The organism is Flavicella sp. IMCC45537 (assembly GCF_057197705.1).
On record NZ_CM170067.1, the window covers coordinates 1520970 to 1545935 of the forward strand.

Annotated in this window: 24 protein-coding genes; 7 read left to right on the plus strand and 17 right to left on the minus strand. The window is 32.7% G+C overall.

The features are described from left to right. Window positions 1-40 precede the first annotated feature (40 nt). From AC2DGP_RS06530 to AC2DGP_RS06555, 6 genes are all read left to right on the plus strand, one after another. On the plus strand, window positions 41-1516 hold the full coding sequence (locus AC2DGP_RS06530; protein WP_484492208.1) for a T9SS type A sorting domain-containing protein: 1476 nt from the start codon (window positions 41-43) through the stop codon (window positions 1514-1516). A gap of 208 nt (window positions 1517-1724) precedes the next feature. Further along, complete coding sequence (locus tag AC2DGP_RS06535) at window positions 1725-3128, plus strand: T9SS type A sorting domain-containing protein (RefSeq protein ID WP_484492209.1); 1404 nt, start codon at window positions 1725-1727, stop codon at window positions 3126-3128. Between the two features lie 150 nt (window positions 3129-3278). Then, window positions 3279-6329, plus strand: a complete 3051-nt coding sequence (locus AC2DGP_RS06540; RefSeq protein ID WP_484492210.1) for a chondroitinase family polysaccharide lyase — start codon at window positions 3279-3281, stop codon at window positions 6327-6329. A 116-nt stretch (window positions 6330-6445) separates the two neighbouring features. Continuing rightward, window positions 6446-7426, plus strand: a complete 981-nt coding sequence (locus AC2DGP_RS06545; RefSeq protein ID WP_484492211.1) for a TRAP transporter substrate-binding protein — start codon at window positions 6446-6448, stop codon at window positions 7424-7426. A 7-nt stretch (window positions 7427-7433) separates the two neighbouring features. Further along, window positions 7434-7901, plus strand: coding sequence for a TRAP transporter small permease (locus AC2DGP_RS06550; RefSeq protein ID WP_484492212.1), 468 nt, complete (start codon window positions 7434-7436; stop codon window positions 7899-7901). Beyond that, window positions 7901-9196 carry a TRAP transporter large permease gene (locus AC2DGP_RS06555; protein WP_484492213.1) on the plus strand — a complete coding sequence of 432 codons (1296 nt, stop codon included), beginning with the start codon at window positions 7901-7903 and terminating at the stop codon, window positions 9194-9196. Before AC2DGP_RS06550 ends, AC2DGP_RS06555 begins: the two co-directional genes overlap by 1 nt. A 179-nt stretch (window positions 9197-9375) precedes the next feature. Here AC2DGP_RS06555 and AC2DGP_RS06560 read toward each other — a convergent pair whose 3' ends face one another. The 13 genes from AC2DGP_RS06560 to AC2DGP_RS06620 form a co-directional block, all read right to left on the minus strand. Next, window positions 9376-9534: a hypothetical protein gene (locus tag AC2DGP_RS06560; protein WP_484492214.1), complete on the minus strand. Its 159-nt coding sequence runs from the start codon at window positions 9532-9534 to the stop codon at window positions 9376-9378. Window positions 9535-9546: 12 nt separating this feature from the next. Continuing rightward, window positions 9547-9969 carry a nucleoside-diphosphate kinase gene (gene ndk / locus AC2DGP_RS06565; RefSeq protein WP_484492215.1) on the minus strand — a complete coding sequence of 141 codons (423 nt, stop codon included), beginning with the start codon at window positions 9967-9969 and terminating at the stop codon, window positions 9547-9549. Window positions 9970-10065: 96 nt separating this feature from the next. Beyond that, entirely contained in the window at window positions 10066-11214 is a 1149-nt protein-coding gene (locus AC2DGP_RS06570; RefSeq protein WP_484492216.1) for an alpha-hydroxy acid oxidase, read from the minus strand. A gap of 336 nt (window positions 11215-11550) precedes the next feature. After that, entirely contained in the window at window positions 11551-12405 is an 855-nt protein-coding gene (locus AC2DGP_RS06575; protein ID WP_484492217.1) for a fumarylacetoacetate hydrolase family protein, read from the minus strand. 18 nt (window positions 12406-12423) lie between these two features. Beyond that, a complete protein-coding gene (locus tag AC2DGP_RS06580) occupies window positions 12424-13203 on the minus strand; it encodes an SDR family NAD(P)-dependent oxidoreductase (protein ID WP_484492218.1) in 780 nt (259 codons plus the stop codon). A gap of 27 nt (window positions 13204-13230) precedes the next feature. Next, on the minus strand, window positions 13231-14892 hold the full coding sequence (locus tag AC2DGP_RS06585) for a UxaA family hydrolase (protein WP_484492219.1): 1662 nt from the start codon (window positions 14890-14892) through the stop codon (window positions 13231-13233). Window positions 14893-15031: 139 nt separating this feature from the next. Continuing rightward, window positions 15032-15910, minus strand: coding sequence for an AraC family transcriptional regulator (locus AC2DGP_RS06590; RefSeq protein ID WP_484492220.1), 879 nt, complete (start codon window positions 15908-15910; stop codon window positions 15032-15034). Between the two features lie 87 nt (window positions 15911-15997). Further along, window positions 15998-16906 (minus strand): LamG domain-containing protein, encoded by a 909-nt coding sequence (locus AC2DGP_RS06595; RefSeq protein ID WP_484492221.1) that lies wholly within the window; start codon window positions 16904-16906, stop codon window positions 15998-16000. A gap of 74 nt (window positions 16907-16980) precedes the next feature. Continuing rightward, on the minus strand, window positions 16981-17142 hold the full coding sequence (locus tag AC2DGP_RS06600; RefSeq protein WP_484492222.1) for a hypothetical protein: 162 nt from the start codon (window positions 17140-17142) through the stop codon (window positions 16981-16983). Window positions 17143-17153: 11 nt separating this feature from the next. Then, entirely contained in the window at window positions 17154-17681 is a 528-nt protein-coding gene (locus tag AC2DGP_RS06605) for a DUF4442 domain-containing protein (protein ID WP_484492223.1), read from the minus strand. Window positions 17682-17740: 59 nt separating this feature from the next. Further along, window positions 17741-18256, minus strand: coding sequence for a VOC family protein (locus AC2DGP_RS06610; protein ID WP_484492224.1), 516 nt, complete (start codon window positions 18254-18256; stop codon window positions 17741-17743). 102 nt (window positions 18257-18358) lie between these two features. Further along, the gene (locus AC2DGP_RS06615; RefSeq protein ID WP_484492225.1) at window positions 18359-19651 is read right to left on the minus strand and encodes a porin; all 1293 of its coding nucleotides are present in this window, start codon (window positions 19649-19651) and stop codon (window positions 18359-18361) included. A 420-nt stretch (window positions 19652-20071) separates the two neighbouring features. Then, entirely contained in the window at window positions 20072-20713 is a 642-nt protein-coding gene (locus tag AC2DGP_RS06620; protein ID WP_484492226.1) for a DUF6266 family protein, read from the minus strand. Between the two features lie 1331 nt (window positions 20714-22044). Between AC2DGP_RS06620 and AC2DGP_RS06625 the strand changes: the two genes are divergently transcribed. Next, the gene (locus tag AC2DGP_RS06625; RefSeq protein WP_484492227.1) at window positions 22045-22851 is read left to right on the plus strand and encodes a DUF3800 domain-containing protein; all 807 of its coding nucleotides are present in this window, start codon (window positions 22045-22047) and stop codon (window positions 22849-22851) included. 316 nt (window positions 22852-23167) lie between these two features. On the opposite strand, the gene AC2DGP_RS06630 is transcribed toward AC2DGP_RS06625, so the two are convergent. From AC2DGP_RS06630 to AC2DGP_RS06645, 4 genes are read right to left on the minus strand one after another with little or no spacing between them, the layout of a single operon-like run. Beyond that, the gene (locus AC2DGP_RS06630) at window positions 23168-23524 is read right to left on the minus strand and encodes a hypothetical protein (protein ID WP_484492228.1); all 357 of its coding nucleotides are present in this window, start codon (window positions 23522-23524) and stop codon (window positions 23168-23170) included. Between the two features lie 57 nt (window positions 23525-23581). Next, window positions 23582-24010, minus strand: coding sequence for a hypothetical protein (locus AC2DGP_RS06635; RefSeq protein WP_484492229.1), 429 nt, complete (start codon window positions 24008-24010; stop codon window positions 23582-23584). A 2-nt stretch (window positions 24011-24012) separates the two neighbouring features. Continuing rightward, window positions 24013-24444 (minus strand): helix-turn-helix domain-containing protein, encoded by a 432-nt coding sequence (locus AC2DGP_RS06640; RefSeq protein ID WP_484492230.1) that lies wholly within the window; start codon window positions 24442-24444, stop codon window positions 24013-24015. After that, complete coding sequence (locus AC2DGP_RS06645; RefSeq protein ID WP_484492231.1) at window positions 24437-24943, minus strand: hypothetical protein; 507 nt, start codon at window positions 24941-24943, stop codon at window positions 24437-24439. The genes AC2DGP_RS06640 and AC2DGP_RS06645 overlap by 8 nt, the downstream gene beginning before the upstream one ends. Between the last annotated feature and the right edge of the window lie 23 nt (window positions 24944-24966).

The window sequence follows — 24966 nt, forward strand, 5'->3', positions numbered from 1 at the left end:
GAAATAATTTTACATCATATAACCAATTAAGTATTCTATTATGAGAAAAATTACATTAAACACAATTCTATTTTTTTGCCTAGGACTTTTTTCCTTTATGGGGTCCTCACAAACTTCTTTTTACTACGAAGATTTTAGATATGAGAATGAAAGTAGAGGATTCACTATTCAAATTGTAACGAATGTTGGCCAAACTGTTGCTGACATTGGAAAAAGAGTTGGTGATATACCCGATGCAGATGATACAGATCCTGTATACACAACTAGGCCTACAAATAGAATACCTGAGGGAACCGAAAGAGAGCAGCGAAGTATTTCATTTAAAAATGTTACTGGAAGTCCTGCTAATACGAACCATGAAATTGAGGCTTGGGCATTGATGACATCTCAAGACCTTACAAATACAAGTTCTCCAAGTGTTTCTTTTAGAACTCAACAGAGATATGCTATAGGTGGGAATTCAAGTCTTACTATATGGGTTTCTACAAATTACACACACGGAAATGCCCCGAGCACAGCAACTTGGACAAACGAAACATCAAATATTACCGGTGAAATCGCTACCTCCGGTTTAAAAGGAGAAACTTTTGTTTTGGGAGAGCTAGATCTTTCTTCTTATACAAGTAGTTCAAACGTTACCGTAGCTTTTAAAAATGTAAGTGACAATTCTGTTTTTGTTTCTAATGTAAATACTCATGGAACATTTTACATTGCGGACGTTAATTTTCAATTAAATCCTAGTGATGTAATACCAGGAACAATCACATTAAATTCTAATGTTTCAGGACAGAATTCGATTTTTGACGAACCATATGCTAGCTCAGGAAACAACAGTACTAACTTTGATCCAAAATATTTTGATCGTATTTTTTCAGTCGATAATTATGCAACACGATTTATTTCTGGACAAACTATCCCAGTAAATGAAGGCCCAGTATTTAAAGTATCTATAGCATACAATCCAATTATAGTATCAGAATTTAAATATACTGTTAGAAACGCAGCAAAATCTGGTCTAGAACCAACGTCTTGGAAGATAGAAGCAAGTAATGATGAAACGAGTTGGACAGATGTGGGTGGAGGAGCATTTACACCAACACAAGATTCTGCCAGTGATGCAGCAGAACAAACTAGAGCTGTTAACACTAATAATGTTTCATACAGATATTACCGAATGGTACTAGCTTCTGAACTAACAGCTGCGAACAATACCGGCTTCATAGAGTTTCAAGAAGCCAATTTCACAACAATAGAAGCCACTGCTAGCACTAAAACACAAACGCTAAATAATAAAACAAAGGTATATCCAAATCCTGCAAGTACAAAATTATACATTCAAGAGATGTCTGATGTTACTATTCGAACGATTCGACTTATTGACATGACTGGAAAATCTATTTTTGAAGATACTTACAAGGATCATATAGATGTTTCTAATTTCAAAAAAGGAATTTACATTCTTCAAATAACAACAGACAATGGAGATAACTTTTCTGAAAGAGTTGTTATCAATTAAACTAAAAAATACAACCTCTCTAATAAAACTCCTTGATTTTAATCAAGGAGTTTTTTATTTTAGTAGGAAGATAAACACATGTCAAAACCATAACTACCAAAGCATTACGTATTAATTGAACAGAATACCCCTTAGGTATGAACAATTACTCCCTCATCATTACCAGCAATATGCTTTAGTTTTATAACATAATCAATTCCAATATTTTATGAAAAAAATTACATATACATTATTCTTCCTTTTACTTCTTTCAACAGGAACGTTTTCGAGCTTTGGGCAGGTTGAAAATATTGTGGAATACAACGATTTCCAATTTGACACCAATTCTGGTTTTACAAGTTTTGTAAGTCATAATCCAAACAATGTAGCAACAACTACCTTAATAAAAAGAACCGCTAATTTACCTACGGATGACATTGATGCTCCTGGCACTAGTAATTTGGGTTTCACTAGACCTACCAATAATTTTGGCCATTTTACAGATGTTAGAACTGCCAAATCCATTAAACTTTCTGGGAATAGCAGTACAGAAAATTATGAGGGAATCAGTTGGGTGGTTACTCAAAGTGTTGATATTTCAAAATTTATTGAAATGTCTGTGTCCTTTGCCTCTCAGAACCAGTACCACGAAGGTGCAGATGATGAAGATTTCCAAGTTTTGATTGCCTTTAATTACACAGACGGCGCAGATCCTTCTACTGTTACTTGGACGGACGCGACTGCAAATGTTATCGATATAAATGGAACCTTTGCGAACGATGGTAATTGGGCATATTCTAAATTGGATCTTACGGATCACATTAACACTTCTGGTGCGGATAAATTTGTATTGGCCTTTAAATACACTTACCACGACGACGGAAACCCGTTTAGCGGTACAGAAAACAGAAACGGTAACTGGAATATTTCTGATGTTAAATATGCCTGGAACGGTTATAAAGAGACTCTAGAGAACTACACAGACGAAACGAATATATGGTCTACAGAGACTTATAGCGGAGATAATGGCTTTTCTTGGACTATAGAAGGAAAAACTACGACAAATAGAATCGGTCCAACAAAAGAAATCTACATGGTAGCGGATAAAACAGGATTGACTTCAGGAACTATATCTGGTGGTATCAAATCATTTGCAGTTTCCTGCAAAAATATTTTTTCCACGAACTTGGCTAATTTAGAGTTGCTTGTAAATGGGATAAGCGTAGGAACAACTAGCAACACTACAAATGACGAGGAATATATTTTTAAGGTTGAAGATATAAACATTACTGGGGATTTCACTCTAGGTTTTAAAAATGCTGACACTTCAAATGGTTCTGTTGCATTTGACAATTTAATGTGGACAACTTTCAGTGAAGTGGCCAATACAAAATCACAAGAAAAAATTCGCTTCAGAGCGTACCCTAATCCAGCGACCAATACATTATTTATTCAAACTGAACAAAACGTCCATATTGATCAGCTACAATTAATTGATCTTACAGGTACTGTGATTTATCAATCTAGTTCAACTTCCGCTATTGATGTTCAACATATAAAACCAGGCCTATACTTAGTACACCTAACATCAAAAAAAGGTATATCTTCAAGTACAAGAATTGTTATAGAATAAATTCTTCTAAAATTTCAAAAAGCTCTCTATTCATATAGGGGGCTTTTTTTTTGACTATTCTCCCCCTTGTTGAAGACCAAAAATCCCCTCAGTTCTAACACAATACTATCTTAATTTTATCAAGTACTCAATTAATATTAAATTAGAAACATGATTTATCCTATCGTTCAAAAGCATAACCTTTTTATCAGCGTTATTTTTGCCTTGCAGACATTCGTTGTATTTTCTCAAAATAAACCAGTCGTAGAATCTTTTGAAAATAACAACTCGTTAAAATTTTATTCCCATACTAAAGGAACTAATTTGTCTCTTAGTAAAAAACATCACAAGTTTGGCGAAAATTCTTTGGAATGGTCATGGAAACAAGCAGGATCTTTTTCTACAAAAAATTTTAAGACTTTAGGATTAGAAGAGAGTCCTTTAAAATATGGAGCTCATTTTCCTGCAAGTCCTACCCTCTCAATGTCCATTTACAATGAAATTGCTCAAAATGGAAAAATAAAAATTGCCGCGAAAAACCATAATAACAATGATATCTTTTTTGAGATAGAATTGAATTTTACTGGCTGGAGAACCATTTGGGTACCCTATTACGAAATGAAAGGTGCAACTCCTAAAAAGGGAGAAGCCATAAATATTATTGAATTTTCTATTAGCACAAAAGCTCCACAAGGTTCTTTGTATTTTGATGACATTGTATTTTCTCAATACCAAGATGACAGACATTCCTATCCAGATAGAATTGTTCCGTTTATAAAATCTGATAAAGAGCCAGGTTCAGATCACTGGATGCCCTTAATTTCAAATATGGATTTTATTAACAATATTCAACCTGAAGCAATAAAACAAACTCAACTTAAAGACCTAACGAGTGTTCAAAAAAAATTAGATAATGCTATAGGTACTTATAAAAAAAGAAAAATAGATTTAGAAAAAATAAAATCTTCTTTTCATAAACTGGATTTAATTGATAACGGGAATACTATTCTTGGTCCTCCTATGAATTTCAAACAAGAACAAGTTTACTTTAATCCCAAACAGCAAGGAAAATTTAAAAACAATGAGATCAACAAACTAGGAAAATTAGTTCGAAACATTGGACAAGCCTTTTATTCAGCATCACCAAATGAAAAAAAGGAACTTGAAAGGATCTTCTTAATGGCAACCAAATACTATTTAGATCAAGGATGGCAGGAAGGAGTCTCTGGAGGTACTAGGCATCATATTGGATACAATGTAAGAGAATTAGCTGAAGGATTTTTTATGATGAGAAAAACACTCCAAGAGGCTGGACTGCTAAATGAAGTTGGTGGTAGTTTACATTGGTTGTTTAATCTAGGAATGGTACTAGATGATGAAACAAAATTTCATGTAAATCTTGATTATCTGAATACCCAAGCGTATTATCACTTACTTCTAATATTTATGGTCGATGACACCTCCAAACAAAGCACTATTTTAAAAGCTTATTCCAATTATATTGGCATTACCTTAGGCCAACAAAATCAAGAATGGGGATTTAAAATTGATGGTACCTCTTGGCATCACAACGGTCATTACCCTGCCTATGGAATGGGTGCTTTTAGGAATGTCCCGAGAATCATTCAAACTCTATCTGGAACAAGTTTTAGAATTTCGGAAGAAGGACATACAAACTTTAAAAATGCATTTTTAACAACGCGTCAATACAGTCAAAAGTTCGATTATGGTTTTGGTAATGCAGGTAGACATCCCTTAGAAAAAAGTAATATAAAATCCTTAAAATCGTCCTTCTTACAAATGGCTTATTCAGGTAATCCAGAAGGCACAGAAAAGATTGACAAGGAAATTGCCAGTGCTTACCTGAGACTTTGGGGTAAAAGTGATGCCCTAAACAGAGAAACTTTTAATAAACTTAATCAGATTCAAGAAGAAAATTTAGACGGCTATAAAACCCTACCGTATGCCGCTACAGCCATTCATAGGAGAAATAATTGGGCTGCAATTATAAAAGGTTATAGTAAATATGTTTGGGCCTCTGAAATTTATGTTGGTTCAAATCGGTATGGAAGGTACCCTGCCAATGGAACTATTCAATTATTAAATGAAAAAGGAGAATTAAAAAGTGGTTTTCAACAAAATGGTTGGGATTGGAATCGATACCCAGGAGCCACCATTATATATTTACCTTTAGAAGAATTAGAACCAAATACTCCTTTATTAATGTATCGATCTTGTGAGACTTTTGCAGGAGCTCTTGAACAAGATGGAAATGGTGTATTTGGAATGATCTTAAATGAATCTAAAGGTTCTAATGCAGATGGAAATGAAGTCAATGTTGGTTTCCCTGGAAAACTAAAAGCAAAAAAGTCTATTTTTTCTTTCGGAAAAAAAATAATTTGTATTGGATCAAATATTTCTAGTGAAGACCCGAATCACCCTACACAAACAAATTTATTTCAAACCGCACTAACAAAATCGAACAATGTTACCATCACACAAAAAAAGGGAAATATTACAAAACTTCCTTATGAAAGCGACTTTGGAAACTATATAATTGACCCCTATGGAAATGGTTATTATATTTTGTCTGATTCCAAAGTTGCTATGGCTAGAAAAGAACAACACTCTTTTCATAACAAATATTCCATAAAGACTGGTAAAATGGATCCAAAAGGAAAAGGACAAAAAGAAACCAAAGGAAAATTTGCCTCAGCATGGATCGATCATGGAACAACACCTAGCGATGCATCCTACCAATATGTGATTTATCCTTTTTTGAAAAAAGAAATGATGAAGAAATTTGGAAAAAATGCAAAAAAAGACAAATCATATAAAATTTTTCAAGCAAACGGAAATGCTCATATTGTCAAAGATGAAACTACCAACACCATAGCCTATGTAATTTTCAATGAAAAGGAATCTATACAACAAGGAGTTTTAGCCAATGTTTCTGCTCCCGCTATCCTTATGTCAAAAAAGCATGCAAACAACGCCTATGAAGTTTCTGTAGTACAACCTGATTTGAATTTTGAAGAAGTTAGATCAAATAGATATATAAATAATAGTAGAAAAGTTGACTTAACGGTTACCTTTAAAGGTAGCTGGTCTATCAAAACTAATCCGGATATCAAGAAAGTAAGTATTGAAAATGGAAATACAATTGTAGAAATGGTTTTGCAACATGGTTTTAAATCTACATTAAAACTTGATCTTAAATAGATGTAACTGAATGAAATAAAAAAACCAATACAATCGATTGTATTATTCAGGTGCTTTTTGCTATATTTACACAAAATTAAAACGCTCCTACTCAGGAGTTCTAAACAAAACCAACAATGAAGCAAACACCTATAGCTATCCTAATGGCTATACTCCTCTTTTCTCTTTACTCTTGTGAATCGATTCAAAAGACGAAGACCATTAAGTTAGCGCACGGATTAGACATGAGTCACCCTGTGCATAAAGCCATGGAGTTTATGGCTAGTGATTTAGAAAAAAGATCTGGAGGTACTTTAGCCATCGAAATATATCCAAACCAACAACTTGGTAATGAGCGTCAAACGGTTGAACTATTACAAATTGGTAGTTTAGGCATGACAAAAGTATCCGCTGCCATTATGGAGAATTTCGCTCCAAATATGAAAGTATTTGGTTTGCCTTTTCTATTTAGAGATCGTGCACATGCTTTTAACGTTTTAGACGGAGAAATAGGAAAAGAATTATTGGATGGAGGACAAAAATATTGGCTTAAAGGTTTAGGTTATTATGATTCTGGAAGTAGAAGTTTTTATACAAAAGACCGACCTATTTCAAAACCTGAAGATTTAAAAGGTTTGAAAATTCGTGTTATGGAAAGTGTTACTGCCATGAATATGGTAAATAGTTTAGGTGGTTCCCCTACTCCAATTTCTTGGGGAGAATTATATACTTCTTTGCAACAAGGTGTGGTAGATGGAGCAGAAAACAATCCTCCTAGTTTTTATTTATCTCGTCATTACGAAGTTTGTAAATTTTATTCTTTAGATGAACATACCACAGTTCCAGATGTATTAATTATGGGAACTCATTTATGGAACAGCTTAAACTCACAACAACAAGAATGGGTACAAGCTTCGGCGACTGCATCTGTTGAATATCAAAGAGAGTTATGGGCGGCCGCAGAAAAAGAAGCTTTGGAGGAAGTTCAAAAGGCTGGAGTAGAAATTATCAGACCTGATAAAACTCTTTTCCAAGAAAAAGTAACCTCGATGTATGAAGATTACAAAGATGAGAATGATGTATACAGTTTGATTCATAGAATTCAAGCAGTTAAATAATACTATTATGGATATTAGAAAAAAAGTAGATACTGTTTTAGGAACCTCACTTTCTGTTATTATGGGAGTTATGGTGATTAATGTATTATGGCAAGTGTTCACAAGATTTGTTATTGGGACACCTAGTTCTTTTACAGATGAACTAGCAAGATATTTAATGATTTGGGTTGGGGTGTTAGGAGCCGCTTATATTTCTGGTAAAAGAATGCACGTAGCCATTGACTTAATACCACAAAAACTAAGTGCTGCTAATCAAGCTAAACTAAAAGTTTTTGTAAATATTTTAATTATAATGTTCTGTTTCGGGGCTTTGATTGTTGGGGGAATTAGATTGGTGTATATCACTTACAGTCTAGAACAATATTCTGCTGCCTTACAAATTCCACTTGCATTGGTTTATTTAGTAATTCCAATCAGTGGAGTCTTAATCATTTTTTACAAAGTCTCAGATATCATCAACAAACAATTATCGTAATGGAATATATACCAGTAGTCATATTAGTTTTAAGTTTTCTAAGTTTTTTATTAATCGGAGTTCCCGTAGCATGGAGTATCGCTATTTCATCGCTACTAACTATGTTTGCTAGTATTCCTGTTTTACCAGCACTCACAACGGTGTCTCAACGAATAGGAACAGGTTTGGATAGTTTTGCGTTATTAGCCATACCATTTTTTGTTTTGTCAGGTCAACTCATGAACAAAGGAGGAATTGCACATCGATTGATAAATTTTGCAAAAACCTTAGTAGGCTCTCTTCCTGGAGGATTAGCCTTGATCAATGTAATTGCGGCCATGCTAATGGGTTCTATAGCTGGTTCTGCCATGGCATCTGCTTCTGCGATGGGAAGTATTTTAGGACCAGAAATGGAAAAAGAAGGATACTCTAAAGAGTTTGGAGCTGCTGTAAATATTACTTCGTCAACCATAGGTTTGATCATCCCGCCAAGTAATGTACTAATCGTATATTCTCTTGCTAGTGGAGGAGTTTCTATTGCTGCCCTTTTTATTGCAGGGTACATACCTGGAATATTAACGGGGTTGTTATTGATGGTTGTCGCTTCTTTTTGGGCAAAGAAAAAAGGATACAAACTTGGAGAAAGAAGCACTTTTAAAGCTGTAGGAAAAACTTTTATTGAAGCTTTCCCTAGTTTAATGCTGTTAGTAGTTGTTATTGGTGGAATTGTTGTTGGAATTTTTACTGCAACAGAGGCATCAGCAATTGCTGTTCTGTATACTCTTATCCTAGGATTTTGGTATAAGGAAATTACCGTAAAAGATTTACCTCAAATATTATTAGATTCTTGTGGAACTACAGCAATAGTAATGTTGTTGATTGGTGCCTCAATGAGTATGTCTTGGGTAATGTCATATGAAAATATTCCTCAGAATATTTCTGAAGTTTTACTAGGAATTAGCGACAACAAAATTGTTATCCTATTAATCATAAATTTCCTTTTACTATTCGTTGGTGTATTTATGGACATGACTCCTGCTGTTCTTATTTTTACTCCAATATTTTTACCTATCATTACCAAACTCGGAATGGACCCGGTACAATTTGGTATCATAATGGTTCTAAATTTATGTGTCGGACTTTGTACACCTCCTGTGGGTTCAGTTCTATTCGTTGGGGTGGGAATTGCAAATACAACTATTGAAAAGGTAGTAAAACCATTATTACCATTATTCTTAGCCATGATTTTAGCATTAATGTTGATCACATATATCCCAGCATTAAGTTTATGGTTACCTAGCGTATTTGGATTGTAATAATCCATTATCCGTTCAAAACAAAAGCCTTTCAAATAATTTGAAAGGCTTTTGTTTTTTCCTAAAATCTCATCTTAAAGTGAGAATTGTATTCCAAAATATTTACTTTTATTTTATTCATAAAAAAAGCCCCTTCAAAAAATTGAAGAGACTTATATAATTTTACCTAATAATTAATATTAAAGACTAATATCAAGATCTTCTAAGGCCAGTTCGTAAGCTCTTATTCTATCAACATTATGATTCATGTATTGTTTTGCTAAACGAATCAGTGAAGATCTTTGTTGAAATTTATCTGAATGTAATAAAAATTCAATAATTTGATTTTCTGCAGTCATTACTGTTTCTTCTTAATTAAATATTTCAGTTACATCAAAATGAAACTCACTTTCGATAAATGCGTTTTCATTTGAATCAGAGCCATGAATTGCGTTTTGAGAAATAGATTCAGTAAATTGACTTCTTATCGTTCCTTCTAAAGCTTTTTGAGGATCAGTTGCACCAATTAATGTTCTGAAATCATTTACTGCATTATTTTTTTCTAAAACAGCGGCTATTATTGGCCCGCTAGTCATGTAAGCAATCAATTCGTTGAAAAACGATTTACCCTCATGAATCTCATAAAAATCAGAAGCCTTTTGTTCGTCCAATTGGGTTAACTTCAAAGCTACCACCTTAAAACCGGCTGTATCAATCTTATTTAAAATGGGCATCATATAACCTTTGGCTATTGCATCTGGCTTTAGCATTGTAAACGTTCTATTTGTAATCATTTATTTTCTTAATTTAAAACCCGTGATATTGATAATCATGCTAAAATCTAACTTTCTTTTATTCTATTCAAAACAGGACCTCTGATACCTTAGGTCCTATTTAATTAAATGAGGTTGAAAAGCTCCTGTTTCTTGACAGCAAATTTGCTCCATTACTTGTAACAATTCTCTTTTCATTAAAGAAATTGTATGATCACCTCCTTGTTTACCTAAAGCACCTACTCCATACATAAAACTTCTTCCCATAAAAGTAAAATCTGCTCCACTAGCCATTGCTCTAGCAATATCCGGACCTCCTCTCAAACCAGAGTCAACCATTATTTTTATTTGATCACCAAACTTCTCTGCTAAGTTGGTCATTGGAACGATAGAAGATTGCCCTGCATCTAACTGACGCCCTCCATGGTTGGAAACAATGATTCCATCAACTCCCAAATTTATTGCTTTTTGCGCATCTTCTTCACTTACCACTCCTTTGATAACCAATTTCCCTTTCCATTGCTCACGGATAGAAGCAATTCTTTCTTCATTAAGTCTTCCTGAAAATGTTGCATCCATAAATTCACCTAACTTTTTTAAGTTTAAACCTTTAGGCATATATTTTTCTAAAGTTTTAAAACTAGGTTGCCCATGAATTAAAGTCTGTAAAGCCCAATCAGGCTTTTTCATAACTTCTATGATATTTTTAATACTCATACTTGGAGGCATTGCCAATCCATTACGAACATCTCTAGGTCTATACCCAAAGGTAGGCACATCTGCCAAAATAACTAATACATCTGTACCTACTGCGGCAGCTCTATCTAACAAATCTCTTTTTACAGATTCCTCAGCAGGATGGTACAACTGAAACCATGATTTTCCTTCTGTAATTTCTGCAACACGTTCAATACTAGAAGTAGTTACAGTACTTAAAATAAACGGGATATTATGTTCTTTTGCTGATTTGGCTAGGATTTCTGGAGCATTTGGCCACATCAATCCTTGAAGCCCAACTGGAGCAATTCCGAACGGAGCATCATACGTATGTCCAAATAATTCAGTTTTCATTTCTGACTTTTCAAAACTAGATAAATACTGAGGCATCAATTCTATCTTTTGCAAATCAGTTCTGTTTTTATCTAAATTGATATCTTCATTACAACCTCCATCTAAATATTCAAAAGCAAATTTTGGCATTTTTACCATTGCTCTCTTTCGTAAATCGTCTACCGATGGATATTTGGGATTGATTGTTAATTTCATTTTGGTTTATGTTTATATCGTTTTTGACAATAATGTCTTCAAAATTAAGAACTAGCTAAAGAACAACTATACTTTACAGTTCTGCTTATTGATATTTATTTCAAGCGTTTCTATTTTACTCTTTTAAAATACCATGAATAATTTTACAATACAATATTATTGCTTTTAGCACCTGGAGTCTCCCTAATATTTGATCCATATTGATACTTTTTTTGCCTAATAACACACAAACAACCATAAACTGCAATTTTCAGTTTCATTTTATAAAATAAAAAGGTTTGCCCTTTCCAACAAACATTAGAAAAAACAAACCTTTACGCTTAAAACTAAATACTATTATTGATAAGCTATCACATTTTGCTTAGAGACTCCCAAACCTTCAATTCCAAGCTCAACTACATCACCTGGTTTTAAGTACAATTCGGGTTTCAATCCCATACCCACTCCAAATGGAGTTCCTGTTGATATAATATCACCAGGTAACAATGTCATGAATTGAGAAATATGACTTATTGCCTCTTGAATATTAAAGATAAAATCTGAAGTAGAGCTATTCTGCATCACTTTTCCATTTAATTTTAACCAAACATTCAAATTATTAGGATCTTCAATTTCATCCGTTGTTGCGATAAAAGGACCTATCGGAGCGAAGGTATCGCAACTTTTTCCTTTTACCCATTGCCCGGAACGCTCTAATTGAAAAGCTCTTTCACTTACATCATTGTGCAATACATAACCTGCAATATGATCTAACACTTCATCTTGCTCTAAATAAGAAGCTTTTTTTCCAATCACAACAGACAATTCAACTTCCCAATCTGTTTTAGTACTCCCTTTAGGAATCATAATATCATCATAGGGCCCAACCATCGCTGAGGTTGCCTTGAAAAACAATACAGGCTCCTTAGGCACTTCCATCCCTGCTTCCGCCGCATGTTGTGCATAATTCAATCCAACACAAACTATCTTAGAAGGCCTTGTTAAAGGAGCTCCTAACCTAACCTCATCCTCTATTTCTGGACAGTTAGCCTCATTGACTTCTAACCACTTTTTTAATTTAAGAATCCCATCATTTCCAAAAAAATCCTCATTATAATCTGAACCAAATTCAGAAACATCAATTTTTTTTCCGTTTGCTAATTGAACCCCCGGTTTTTCGTCACCAACAGCTCCAAATCTAATTAATTTCATATCGTATTATTTATTTTATTATTTTCCATTTAATGTTACAAAGCCTCCATCGATTGGGTAATTTGATCCTGTAATAAAACCTGCCTCATCAGAACACAAAAACAAAACCAAATCTGCAATTTCCTGAGTACTTCCCATTCTACCTATAGGCTGTGTTTTAGATAATTTCTCAAACATTTCTTCCTCTTCTCCAGGATAATTCTTTTTTATAAAGCCATCTACAAACGGTGTATGAACCCTACCCGGAGCAATACAGTTACATCGAATTCCATCCTCTATATAATCCTTTGCAATAGAGTATGTCATGGTCAATACAGCTCCTTTGGACATCGAATAAGCAAACCTATCGTTCAAACCTACCGTAGACCCAATAGAAGCTAAGTTAAGAATAACACCTCCACCATTTTCTTTTAAAGAAGGAATACTTGCTTTGATACAATTATAAACCCCTTTGATATTCACGCTATACAACCGATCCAAATCTTGTTCCTCTACAGCTTCAATATTCCCTACATGAGCAATTCCTGCATTGTTTACTAATATTGAGATACTCCCTTGATTTGAAATACTCTCAATAATTTCGTTCACATTTTTCTGATTCGATACATCACATTGATGTGCTTTACCAACACCTCCCAAGCTCTCAATTTCAGCAATTGTTTCCTGAGCCCCCTCTAAATTAAAATCTAAGATATGTACCTGAGCGCCTTGTTCTGCAAAAGTCAGCGAAATAGCTTTACCTATTCCACTACCTCCACCAGTAACAAGAGCTATTTTATTTTTTAAACTAAACTTCATAGTGTTCTGATTATGTTATTCTGATATTTATAGAGACATTCCTCGTTTCCAAGGAATAAAATCATCTTGCCCTAACAACCTCGCTTTGGTTTGTTCTCCACTTGCTACTTTTATGATATATGCTAATAATTCTTCTCCTGTTTCTTTAATATTACTGGTTCCTTCAATAATATTCCCTGTATTAAAATCTATTATATCATTCATTTTTTGATACAATTTTGAATTTGACGCAACCTTTATAACAGGTGTAATCGGATTCCCTGTGGGAGTACCCAAACCAGTTGTAAACAAGATAACATTAGTTCCTGAACCAGCCAAACCCGTTGTTGATTCCACATCATTTCCGGGAGTACAGAGTAAATTCAATCCAGCTTTTTCAACTTGCTCTGTATAATCTAGAACATCTTGAATTGGAGATGTACCTCCTTTTTTTGCGGCACCAGCAGATTTAATAGCGTCCGTTATCAATCCATCTTTAATATTTCCAGGAGATGGATTCGCATAAAATCCAGCTCCCAATGCATCAGCTTTTTCACTGTAAACTGACATTATTTCTGAAAATTTATTTGCTATTTTTGAATTTGAACACCGGTTGATCAATTCTTGCTCAACACCATTTAGTTCAGGGAACTCAGACAAAACCGTAGCCCCCCCTAGACCAACAATTAAATCCGAAACATATCCCAAAGTAGGATTTGCAGAAATCCCTGAGAATCCATCAGACCCCCCACACTCCAATCCAATTACCAACTTACTTAATGGAGCCGGTTTTCTTTCAATTTTATTTGCTTTTATAAGACCAATAAATGTTTTTTTAATGGCTTCAGAAACTAATTCTTTTTCTGAAATACTTTGTTGCTGCTCCAGCACATACATTGGTTTACTAACCCGAGGTGACATTTTCTTCAAAGCTTTTTGTAAAATAGTTGCCTGAGCATGTTGGCAACCCAAACTTAAAATAGTTGCCCCTGCAACATTGGGATTATTGATATAACCTGCTAATAAATTACATAAAGTTACCGAATCTGATGTAGCACCTCCACACCCACCTTCATGGGTTAAAAACTTTATTCCATCAATATTTGGAAACAGCGGGTTTTTATAAAAACTATGATGGTTAGTGATAATATCCTGCTCCAATAATTGCGACTCAGTGGCACCATTTTTATAATTCTCAATAAGACTTTTGACATCGTATTGTGCTCCTTGCTTTTGGGAAAATCCTAATTGCTCTACCAAAGAATCTTTTAATACTTCAACATTTCTATTTTGACAAAAAACTAAAGGTATGATCAGCCAATGATTCTCTGTCCCAACTTTCCCATCTGCTCTATGATAGCCTTTGAATGTTTTGAGCTCAAACCTAGAAATATCAGGAGCATTCCAATCTACTGAGCTATCAGTATCGGATACAGCATATTTTTCTGTATCGTGTTCCAAATTGGCAGTACTGATCAAACCTCCTTTAGGAATCAATTTAGTTGCTCTTCCTACCAAAACACCGTACATATAAACGGCATCACCTTTATCTAAAGCCGTTATACTAAATTTATGTTTTGCTGGAATATCCTCTTGAACACGATAAGAAATATCCTCAAAAATCACCTCGGTTAACCGCTGCAAATCCATCAACGCGACAAGAACATTATCCTTTTTATGAATTTGTAAAATCTGCTTGCTATTTTCCATAACATTTATTCTCATTTGATATGAGACAAAATTAAATGGAATTAGAATGTGCATGTTATAGCAATATAGCTAAACATGATACTATTATTGCTTTAACTAAAAGAAAACAAAAACTTAAGCAATAATACCTTTATAAAGATCAAATATTATTCGTTTTCACGTTGTAATTTTTTAAGTAATCCGATGGAGTACAATTCATTACCAATTTGAACTGTCTATTAAAATTTGAAATATTATTAAAACCTGATTCATAACAAACCGCTGCAATATTAAAACGCTTTTCCATCAATAATTTACAAGCATAACCAATTCTAATTTCAGTCACATACCTAGAAAAAGTTTTTCTGTTCACACGCTTAAAATAACGACTAAATGCTGAAATATTCATGTGTGCAATATTGGCCGCCTCTTCTAAATTTATTTCCTTATTGAAATTTTTAAAAATATACGCTTGCACTTTATCTTGAATTTCACTTTTGGTTGCCTTGAAAGAATTTACAAAACCATCACTGGCAAGTTTTTTTATGTTTTTGTGTTTCGCTAATTTATCTAGAATCATCAAAAAAGAAATCGTTTTTTGAAATCCCTTCATTTCGAGCATTTCCTGAATTTCATCAATTATTTCCTTTCCTACATTCAAGAACTTTAATCCGCACTTTGATCTTTCAAATAATTCCAAAAGATGAATCATCTCAGGCGTCTCAAAAAAAGCTTCTCCTAAATAATTCTGTTTAAAATGGATTGCAATTGCTTTTGCTGCTTCCTCTTTGTCCTGATTAAAATAATTCTCATCATTCAACCACATATGAGGTAAATTTTTGCCAATAAGTACTACATCACCTACTTCAAATTTTTCTATGCTATCTCCCACAAAACAGGTTCCTTCACTTTTTAAAATCACCACGAGTTCCAATTCTGGATGGTAGTGCCATATTTTCAAAAAATAAGGATATTCATTTACTTTAGTCGTAAAAGAACTATTGCTAATACTGCTTCTATCTAAAAGGTGAAGTTTCATAAAACAATACTAATTAAACTCTTGCATTAAAAAAAATAATCATGAAGCAAAAATAATATTATCAAAATCAAATAACTGATTTTTATTTTAATCTAGACTAGGTTTCCAGGTTCTCACCCAATCATAACTAGTGGTTCTCTCTTCCTCTGAACCCGTCATGCCACCATTTAGCGGAACAGGATTCCAATCGTAAGTTTCAGTTACTAATCGTAGATACATCGCTAAGTTGAATTTTTCAACTGGGGTAACTGTTTTTAAATAAATTCCATCTAAAAAAAATAGTATTTCTGTTGGGCTTTTCCACCAAGCGGCATAAATATGGTAATTTTCATAAACAACACCACAAGCAGCAGAATTGCCAATGGAACCTGCTATCGTTTCATCACACTCTGCATTTCTACTATGCGTATTAGAGTGCATCTCTTTATCAAATCCTTGAGCCCATCCTGCATCCGTTGTAACTTCTCCAACACATTCTTGAATATCTAGCTCAGTTGTTCTTCTATCACAACCAACACCTTCATTTTTTGTATTGATCAACCAAAATGTTGAAGACATAAAAGTTTTGTTCGCCTTCATTTTACATTCAAAATACATCCCTACAGTTGCTGTTTCAACAGATCTTATTAACCCGCCGGCATGTGTGTAAGTATTTCCATTCACGATTTCCTCTTCCGCTAGCAAATAATTGGTAATTTTTAAATTTCCTTCTGCTACTGAAATCGCTTCATCTTTGAAAATAGCCGGAGGTCTCCCTACCCATGTGCTTACCCGTGATGCCCATTTCTCTGTGTCCAAATTATTCTGTTCAAACTCATCAGATAAATTTGTAACCTTTTCCCAAGTTCTTCCGTCTGATAAAGGATTCTGCCCTTCTTCAAAATAAGGTGTTTCTTTTGGAGCAGGTTCTATCGGTGGTTCTACAATGGTATTGTCATCATTGGAACAACTAAAAAATAATAGGAATAAAAATAATCTTGATACAATTTTACACATATCCCAAAGTTAAACTTTTCGTTTTAAATCAATAAAGCACTTCTTAGAAATAAAATATAACGGAGAAAACTAATTTACATCACGAAAAAATCAATTACGATATTATCTTTTACAAATTTTTTGGCTTTCTTAGATGCTTCCCAAGTTTTACTTTCTTCACTGTTCGGAATTACAAATGCAGTAATAGCCAAACAACTTAAACTTACAGCAATTATCCTTAATTTATTAAAATTCATACCTATAATCTTTAATTCTGTTTTTTTAAATTTATTTTTTGTTTATAAAATTCCTTATTCGCTATATAAATTGTTTTTAAAACTTCGCAATATACAATAGTACCCTCTTTATTTTTAAGCTCAGTCAATTTTTCTATTTGTATTTCATTCTGATTTTCAACACTAGATTTAATATACCTCAACTCATCATTAGTAAACTGAAATTCTGCATATAAATGTTCTCTTGCCGGTTTTTTAAATCGAATCGTAGCTTCTTTATCCCAAACCACATAATCATTTCCTAAAAGATGAATTAATTGAATCATGGGTATAGGATCTACAGCTGAAAACATACTGCCACCAAACATAGAACTAACATAGTTTTTGTTTTTCCAACTCAATCGAATTTTCACTTTTACAAGACTTAAATCTTTTGCTGTATAAATAACCTTCCCTGTACTTCTTTTGTACATGGGAGATTTATTAAACCCAAATTTAAAAAGAGTTGCTTTTGACACAAATTTCTCACCGAATTCTGTTAACTGCTTATAAATAGACATGGATTTAACTATTTTTATGAGGTTACACTTAACATTTATAGATTACTAAGTAGTTAAATTTACTGCTTGTCTTGATACGCTCCAGAGGAATAAGTCAATTCGTAACTATGCGTATAAATTTCAAAAACAATCCCAAAAGGATCTTCTACATACACCATTTTAAAAGGCTTTTCTCCTGGATAATATTCTCTGATAGGCATTCTTTGCTTTCCTCCATAAGAAACTATTTTTTCGGTCAAAGCTTCAATTTCTGGGTCTTGTACACAAAAATGAAATAACCCTGTATTAAAAGGGTTGAATTCTGGAGCTTCTTTTACTCCATGCGGAAACGAAAACAACTCAACTCCAATACCATCTGAAGTTGCCATATGTGCTATTTCAAATATTTCCCATGCATCTCCGAAAACATCAATACACATTTGTCCAATAGCTGTTTCAGCTTCTTTTTTAACCTCTGATGGCTCCATAATAACATACCACCCCATTACCTCTCCATAAAACGCCACAGCCTTATGAATATCCGGAACAGTGATACCAACATGTGAAAATGACCTAGGATATTTTGTTTCTTTCATATTACATTTTTTTTTAAGTACTCGTTAAAACTAAAAGTATATAAACTTAATCAATTCTCTTAACTTTTAGAAATTTCAAAGTAAATTCCCTCTTCTTTAACTTTAAAAAATAAAACCTAATCCTATTTCATAAATGTGATTTATAGGCTCTTGAACAGCATAATTTGTCCTGTGCTGATAATCCGCTTTTAAGACGATATTTTCCGTAGAATTATAGTTGATACCAAAAGTCCAGATACTCAAATCATTCACTGATTTTGGAAGGTTTTCCAAAACGGTTTCGATATGAAAATGTGTATTCAATCTTTCGTATCGAGTAAATAGCGTTAACTTTTGTTCTACTGCGTTGAAAAAAATATTTTCTTTTTCTTTCCTAACTTTATTTTTAATCAAATAAGGCAATACGTCACAACCCAACTCAACTAAATAACCATATACTTCTTTTCCTAATACCTGACCGATTCCAGTTGCTGATACTGTTTGTTGATAGATTTTTTCTGTATCTGTTAACTGTCCATAGGCCCCCACTCCAACAAAACTAAAATTACCTTTTTGGTAATTGGCATAAACCGAAGTAAGGTTAATCTTCCCCTTTAATTCTTTTTCAGAAACTCCATCAAAAACAGTTGCGCCTTGCCCCGAATCTCCAAAATAACCTGACAATGAAAGTGTAAGATTCGAAAATCCAGTATAATTTATTTGAGGGTTGATTGATATTGACTTCGGAGCATCCAATCGTATTTCTCTTCCTTGACGAATCCAAGTTGGACTTAAAAATTTTTCACTATTCAGTCCCTGAGAAAAACCTAAAGCATAACTCCAATTGTTAGAAAAATTTCCATAGAACATAACCCCTAATTCTATCCAAGTACTAGGAATAATCAAACGTTCCACTTCCGAACGATTTACGGAGTGAAACATAACAGGCTCATCATTATTATTCACATATCCTATAGTCAAAGGGTAAAAACCAAGCCTAGCTTTTAGATAATCTTGAAATAAATAATCTACAAAAGCCTCAAAGACAAATTCTAAATGAGCTTCTTCTTGTTTGTAGTGAATGTATTCAAACTGAACCTCTGAATTCCAAATTAATTTATCCGAAATTCGATATCCGAAAAAAGTGGCAAAACGATACAAACCGGAATAATACAATTCTAAATCCCCTATATTTTTATCAATTTCCCCTTGCGATGGCACAAAATTAAATTCACCAAAACCGCTGATGGAATATCTTTTCTCTGAGAAAAATATTTTGGAGGCTGCCAATGCCAAACCAGGCTGCTGTTTCAACTCAGAAGAATTACTTTTCTGAAGAGAATCTAAGGCATGTTTCTTTTGTCCGTGAACCTCAGAAACACCAATTAAAAATAGAAAAATTAAAAAAAATCTCATTTCTAAATTTTACTTTTCAAGGTACTACATTCTTAAAAAAAGTTAGTTATCCGAATAAATAAAATTAGAATAAATTTAATAACAAATAAATAGCATAACTTTTAAATAAAAAAAGCCTCAAAACAAATGTTTTGAGGCTTTTGCGGTCTGGACGGGACTAGCCCTAATTCCGTAAACACCTTATAATCAGTATCTTTAAAATGTACCTATATAAAGTCCACCTATTAAACCACCATTAATATCAATAATTGCATTAAAAACACCGTAGTGTATTGCTTTTAAATGCACTGTAAAGATACTGATTATAAAGCATATACAGAAACAACAACTAGAGTATTTGCTAAATGATAGCCAATAAAAAAACCGTTACAGCGAGTCTGTAACGGTTTCTTCCGTAAATGTATACTTACACTTAAATAATTAAGCAACCGTACCAGAGCCTAAGTATACACTATCTGAGGTTAAAGTACCTTCTTGATTTATAATAGCGATATAACTATGAACTACATCACCAACAAATGAACTTGGAACTGACACGCTAAACTCTTCTTCCGCTCTAACAATTCCTGTTAAAACCGAAACAGATTCTTTTTTAGATGGATTATAAACTAACATCATCATTAAATCTTCCTCTTTAGCGTCTCCTTCGCCTGTATTCTCTCTCCAACTAAAATCTACATGTCCAGCAGTATCATAAGCTGCTATAGCTTCTTGGGGTTTACTCAAATTACCTTTAGATAATAAAGTCTTTGCATAATCTACTGAAAAGTTTGGAGCTGAACCAGTAATTGAATTTCGTAAATTGTATGACATAGCCGCATTAAACTCAGTTTGTTTAATAGCTGAATTTTTAAAACCAACTCTAAGAAAATCCAAATTTGGTTGTAAAAACTCCAATACCTCTGTAAACTTGTTTCTTTGACTAACCTGTCCTTCTGTCCTTGGATTGGCTACACTAGATGGCTTAACTCTTAAATAATCAATACCTTTCCAACTACCACCAATAACATTACCTACTTTACCAGAAATCCCTCCTAGTATTCCTTGTGAAATCTTTCCCATTTCTATTTAAATTTAAAATTAATATTCGTTCGGATTTGGTACGGACTTACTATTGATATAAACACTCTAAATATAACGAATATTGTGCCACAAAATCAGTTAACAAAGGCTATACAACAACTTTGCACTACGATTCTTCTCTTTGCATACATTTAATCAATAATTTATTTTAGAATCAAAATATACGTTCTTTTCAAGAGCTAGTTTTTAATAAAAAGCATCAATTTTGGCTACTAAATCTTTATAGGAAGAATATCATTTAGACACTTTTTTTATTTTTTTGATTTTTTTAAAAAAGAAAAATACCATGCTTTATATAATTTTTAACATTGAATGTCTTTTATAAAAAATCAAAGCCAAACTAGCAGCAGGATTAAACAATAGGAAACTATGGTGCCTTTTGTTTGGTGTGTTTTTTATAAAATTAACCTTATTAAAAATTTTAAAAGCCGCTGGCACCGCCAGGAAGGGGGTTGCTTGCGAATAGCAAGGGGGCAACGCCCAGGACGTGGGGCAAAAACAAAAAAGCGGGGAATAGTTATATACGTATTACAATCAGAAGTAATAAGCGTGGAAATAGTTGTATTTTAATCGGAGTATTCATCCATCAATAACTATGTAAGACTTTTGTTTTTGCCCCAGAGGGGCGTGCCCTATAAGAAAGTAGCCCCGTTTTGTTTTTTAGAACGAATCCGCATAAATAAACGAGCGAATGACATTGAAAAAATAAAGAGAGGGGCGTCCGAATGACTTTAGGAATGAGACCGCTTAACCCCGAATTGACGTAAGTAACTAAGAACATTGCTTACTTGCCGAAAATGTGAAGCTACCATCGATACTATTATAATGGCTTTTTGCTTTTTTTAGGTACGAAGAAAAAGGAATATGCCATGGGTACGAAAATCAAAAAAGTAGTTGTTTGGCAGTATTTTGTTACGGATGCTTGGATTGTATAAAAAAAACGTAAACGATAGCTCTTTGGAGTTGTAGAATGAGGTACGAATGGAGCAAGCTGCAATGTGCTGGGCTAAATTAAAACGCTAGAGTACTTAAGACACTTAAGAATCCTTTGATAACGGTTTTGGCTATTACAAGTTGTGTTTGGCGATTTTGAAACCAGCATTTTGGAGAACCGAACCGAGCAGTACTTGAGCAAAAATAGTCTGAGTATTTTAAAATTACTTTCCTCGAGCTTTCATCGTATTTATTAAACGTCATTTTATAACTAAAATTTCAAATTTCAGTAAGAGTGGAGCAATTTATTATAGCAGGTGTTGCCTGTAGTACGATTACAGTCTAAATAACTTTAGTAGTGTTATTAATTATGTTTTGTGAAAATATTTAATTTTTATGTGTGTAATATATTTATATATGTTGTATATTTGCATTATAATTGGTGGGTAAATCCTAAGTCAAGTGTGATAAGCGTCATAAGTGTATATTTAAATACACCACTTTTAGGGACCGCCTTTTTTTATGCCTATATGTCTCATAATGTTTATTTAGATGAAAGTGGTGATTTAGGATTTAATTTCTCAGCACCTTATAGAAATGGTGGTTCAAGCAGATACTTGACAATCGCTTTTGTTGTATGTCCTAAAGAAAAAAAACATTTATTACAGAGAGTAGTAAAACGGATATATAGAAAGTATAAATTTAATCCAAAAGAAGAGATTAAGGCTAGTTCTTTAACTAACCCAATAAAAGAATCTATTTCTACAAGTATGATTAGTTTATTAAATTCTAATCCAGATATATCAATAAACTCAATCACTGTAAAGAAAGAAATGGTAGCGACACATATTAGAGCCGATTCTAATTTGCTTTATAATTATATGATGAAACTTTCATTACTTGATAAAATAGATAATCATGCTTTAGTAAATCTTGTTAGAGATAACAGAAGTGTTAAGATTCAGTCAGGTAATAGTCTTTCCGATTATTTACAAACTACACTATATTTTGAATTAGGGAGTGAAACTAAAATTATAGATATTCCTTCTGACAGTAAAAAGGTAACAAATTTAGTCTTTGCTGATTGGTTAAATAATATAGTTTGGGGTAATTATGAAGACTCTAATTCTGATCCGTATTTAATTCTTTCTCCTAAATTAAAAAATCAAACATTATTCTTTTAATTTTCATAAGTAAAAGAAGGTTAAGTATTTACTATTAATAACAAAATGTTTTTTTTAAAATAACGTTTACGAAGTATTATTGGAATTAAATCTTCTTTGATAAATGAAAAAGGATTGGATCAAGTTGCATTGTGGTAGGAATAATAAGCGATATTAAAAATTAGCAAAAAGCATAAAAATTATTTATAAACTCAAAAGAGACATAACTTGCGTTACATCTCTTTTTGTACTAATGAAATTTTATTAATATAAATCCAAGAAAATTTTCCTTATCAACATGTATTTGTTTTCTTAAAAGATTTTAAACTACTAATTATTAAATCTTAGAATATTCTAAATATAACCAATCAACAAAATCACTTAATTTAGATTTTATCAATTCTTCATCATTGTACTCTACCATTTTTAAACCATTATCAGTAACTTCTATTTTTTGTTTCTTTTTAATTGACTGTGTTAAATCATAATATTTATTAAACAACCAATCTCTACAATATAAATTAGCATCAGGTAATTTACCTAATTTTGGATTATGCTCTAAACCATTAAGAGCATTATAATCATAGTCTTTTGTATTGTCTTTTGGAAAACCAACTAAATCTAATACTATATCATAAATATGAACTGTTATATTAGTTAGGTCAATACCTTTCTGTTCTAATTCCTCAAACAAACACACTTGCTTAAATTCTTCAAACAATAAATTAACTAAACCATCTTTCAGATTACATTATTTACTTACTTCAGCGGGAACAGATGGATTAACAACAGGAAGTATAGCTCCATTTAAAAATGTCCCTCTAAAAACACCATACATCACCCCTCTAACAGTTGATATAGAGATTGAGTTCAACATAACTATAATATTTTCAGGTAAAGAACTTGTATTGTTTTCTTTATCAATATAGCCATCCAATTTATCAACATAATACAAACAACTAGCTTTAATATGACCTAATTTATCTTTAGTGTCATTATCCAATACCTTAATATCACAAGTTACGATTACTAACTCCATATCAAGGTTAAAACTTTGCTTCAACTGTAAATCAAAACCAAATTTAGTATTATTATCTATGCGATTCTTAGGTGTATTTATACTTGTTTCAAGTATTTCAACACCTTTAATTTGAAAATTAAATTGTTTTTCTGTTTCCATTTTTAAGCTTGATATTGTCTGCAACCTCCTTGCTGTGAATCTAACACACCAATCTGATTTGCATTAAGTATATAATCTAAACTGTTAAAACTATCAAAACCATTTGTTTTATTTTCCATTACAGGATAACTAAAACTAATAGTAATATCTTGTTTTTCTTTCGCAAAGAAATCAATATTTAATACTTCACCTATTTCAATCAAGGTGTCTTGAGTAAAATTATGAGTACCACTAAGCCATTTAGTAATTATACTTGGGCTTTTCATATCTAATGCTCTTAAAAGTCTGGTATTATTCCAACCTTTAATATCCATAGCTTCACGAATTTTTGCTGCATTAAGCATACGCTGTTCTGTTTTTTTCATTTCTACAGGTGATATTTCTTCTAAAATATCATCTAAAAAATCAAAATCTTGTTCTGCTGATTTATTCATAATTAAGGTTTTCAATTGTTAAATCCCCTTCAAAATCCCTTCCATCTTCACTAAAACGAATTTCTTTATCTTGCATTTTTTCTGTTATAAGCTGTGATAACTCTCTAAGTATGTAGTTTTCGCGTTCTAAATTAGTGTCTTCTTGAAAAGCTCTAATTGATTTTGGTTTATGACCACCACCACCAACAATGACTAATTGCGAACCATACCGAACACAATACAATCTTAAATTGCTATTATCTTCATCATAGAGTGCACAAACGCCATCACCAGGACTGCCTTCGTGTAGTTTAAAAAAGTTTTCTCTCATTCCTGTCTTAGAACTCATAGTCTTTAATCGAGCTACTATATCTTTTATTTCACTTTTAAATGAATTTTGATTATTCATTACAAAGTTTTTAAATGATGTATTTTCTTCTTCATCAATTAAAATAGTATAAACTGAACCTCTTGAGCCACTTAAATTCGGTATTTTTATTAATTGACATTTAGAAAACATATGGTCTGCAAATATATAACATT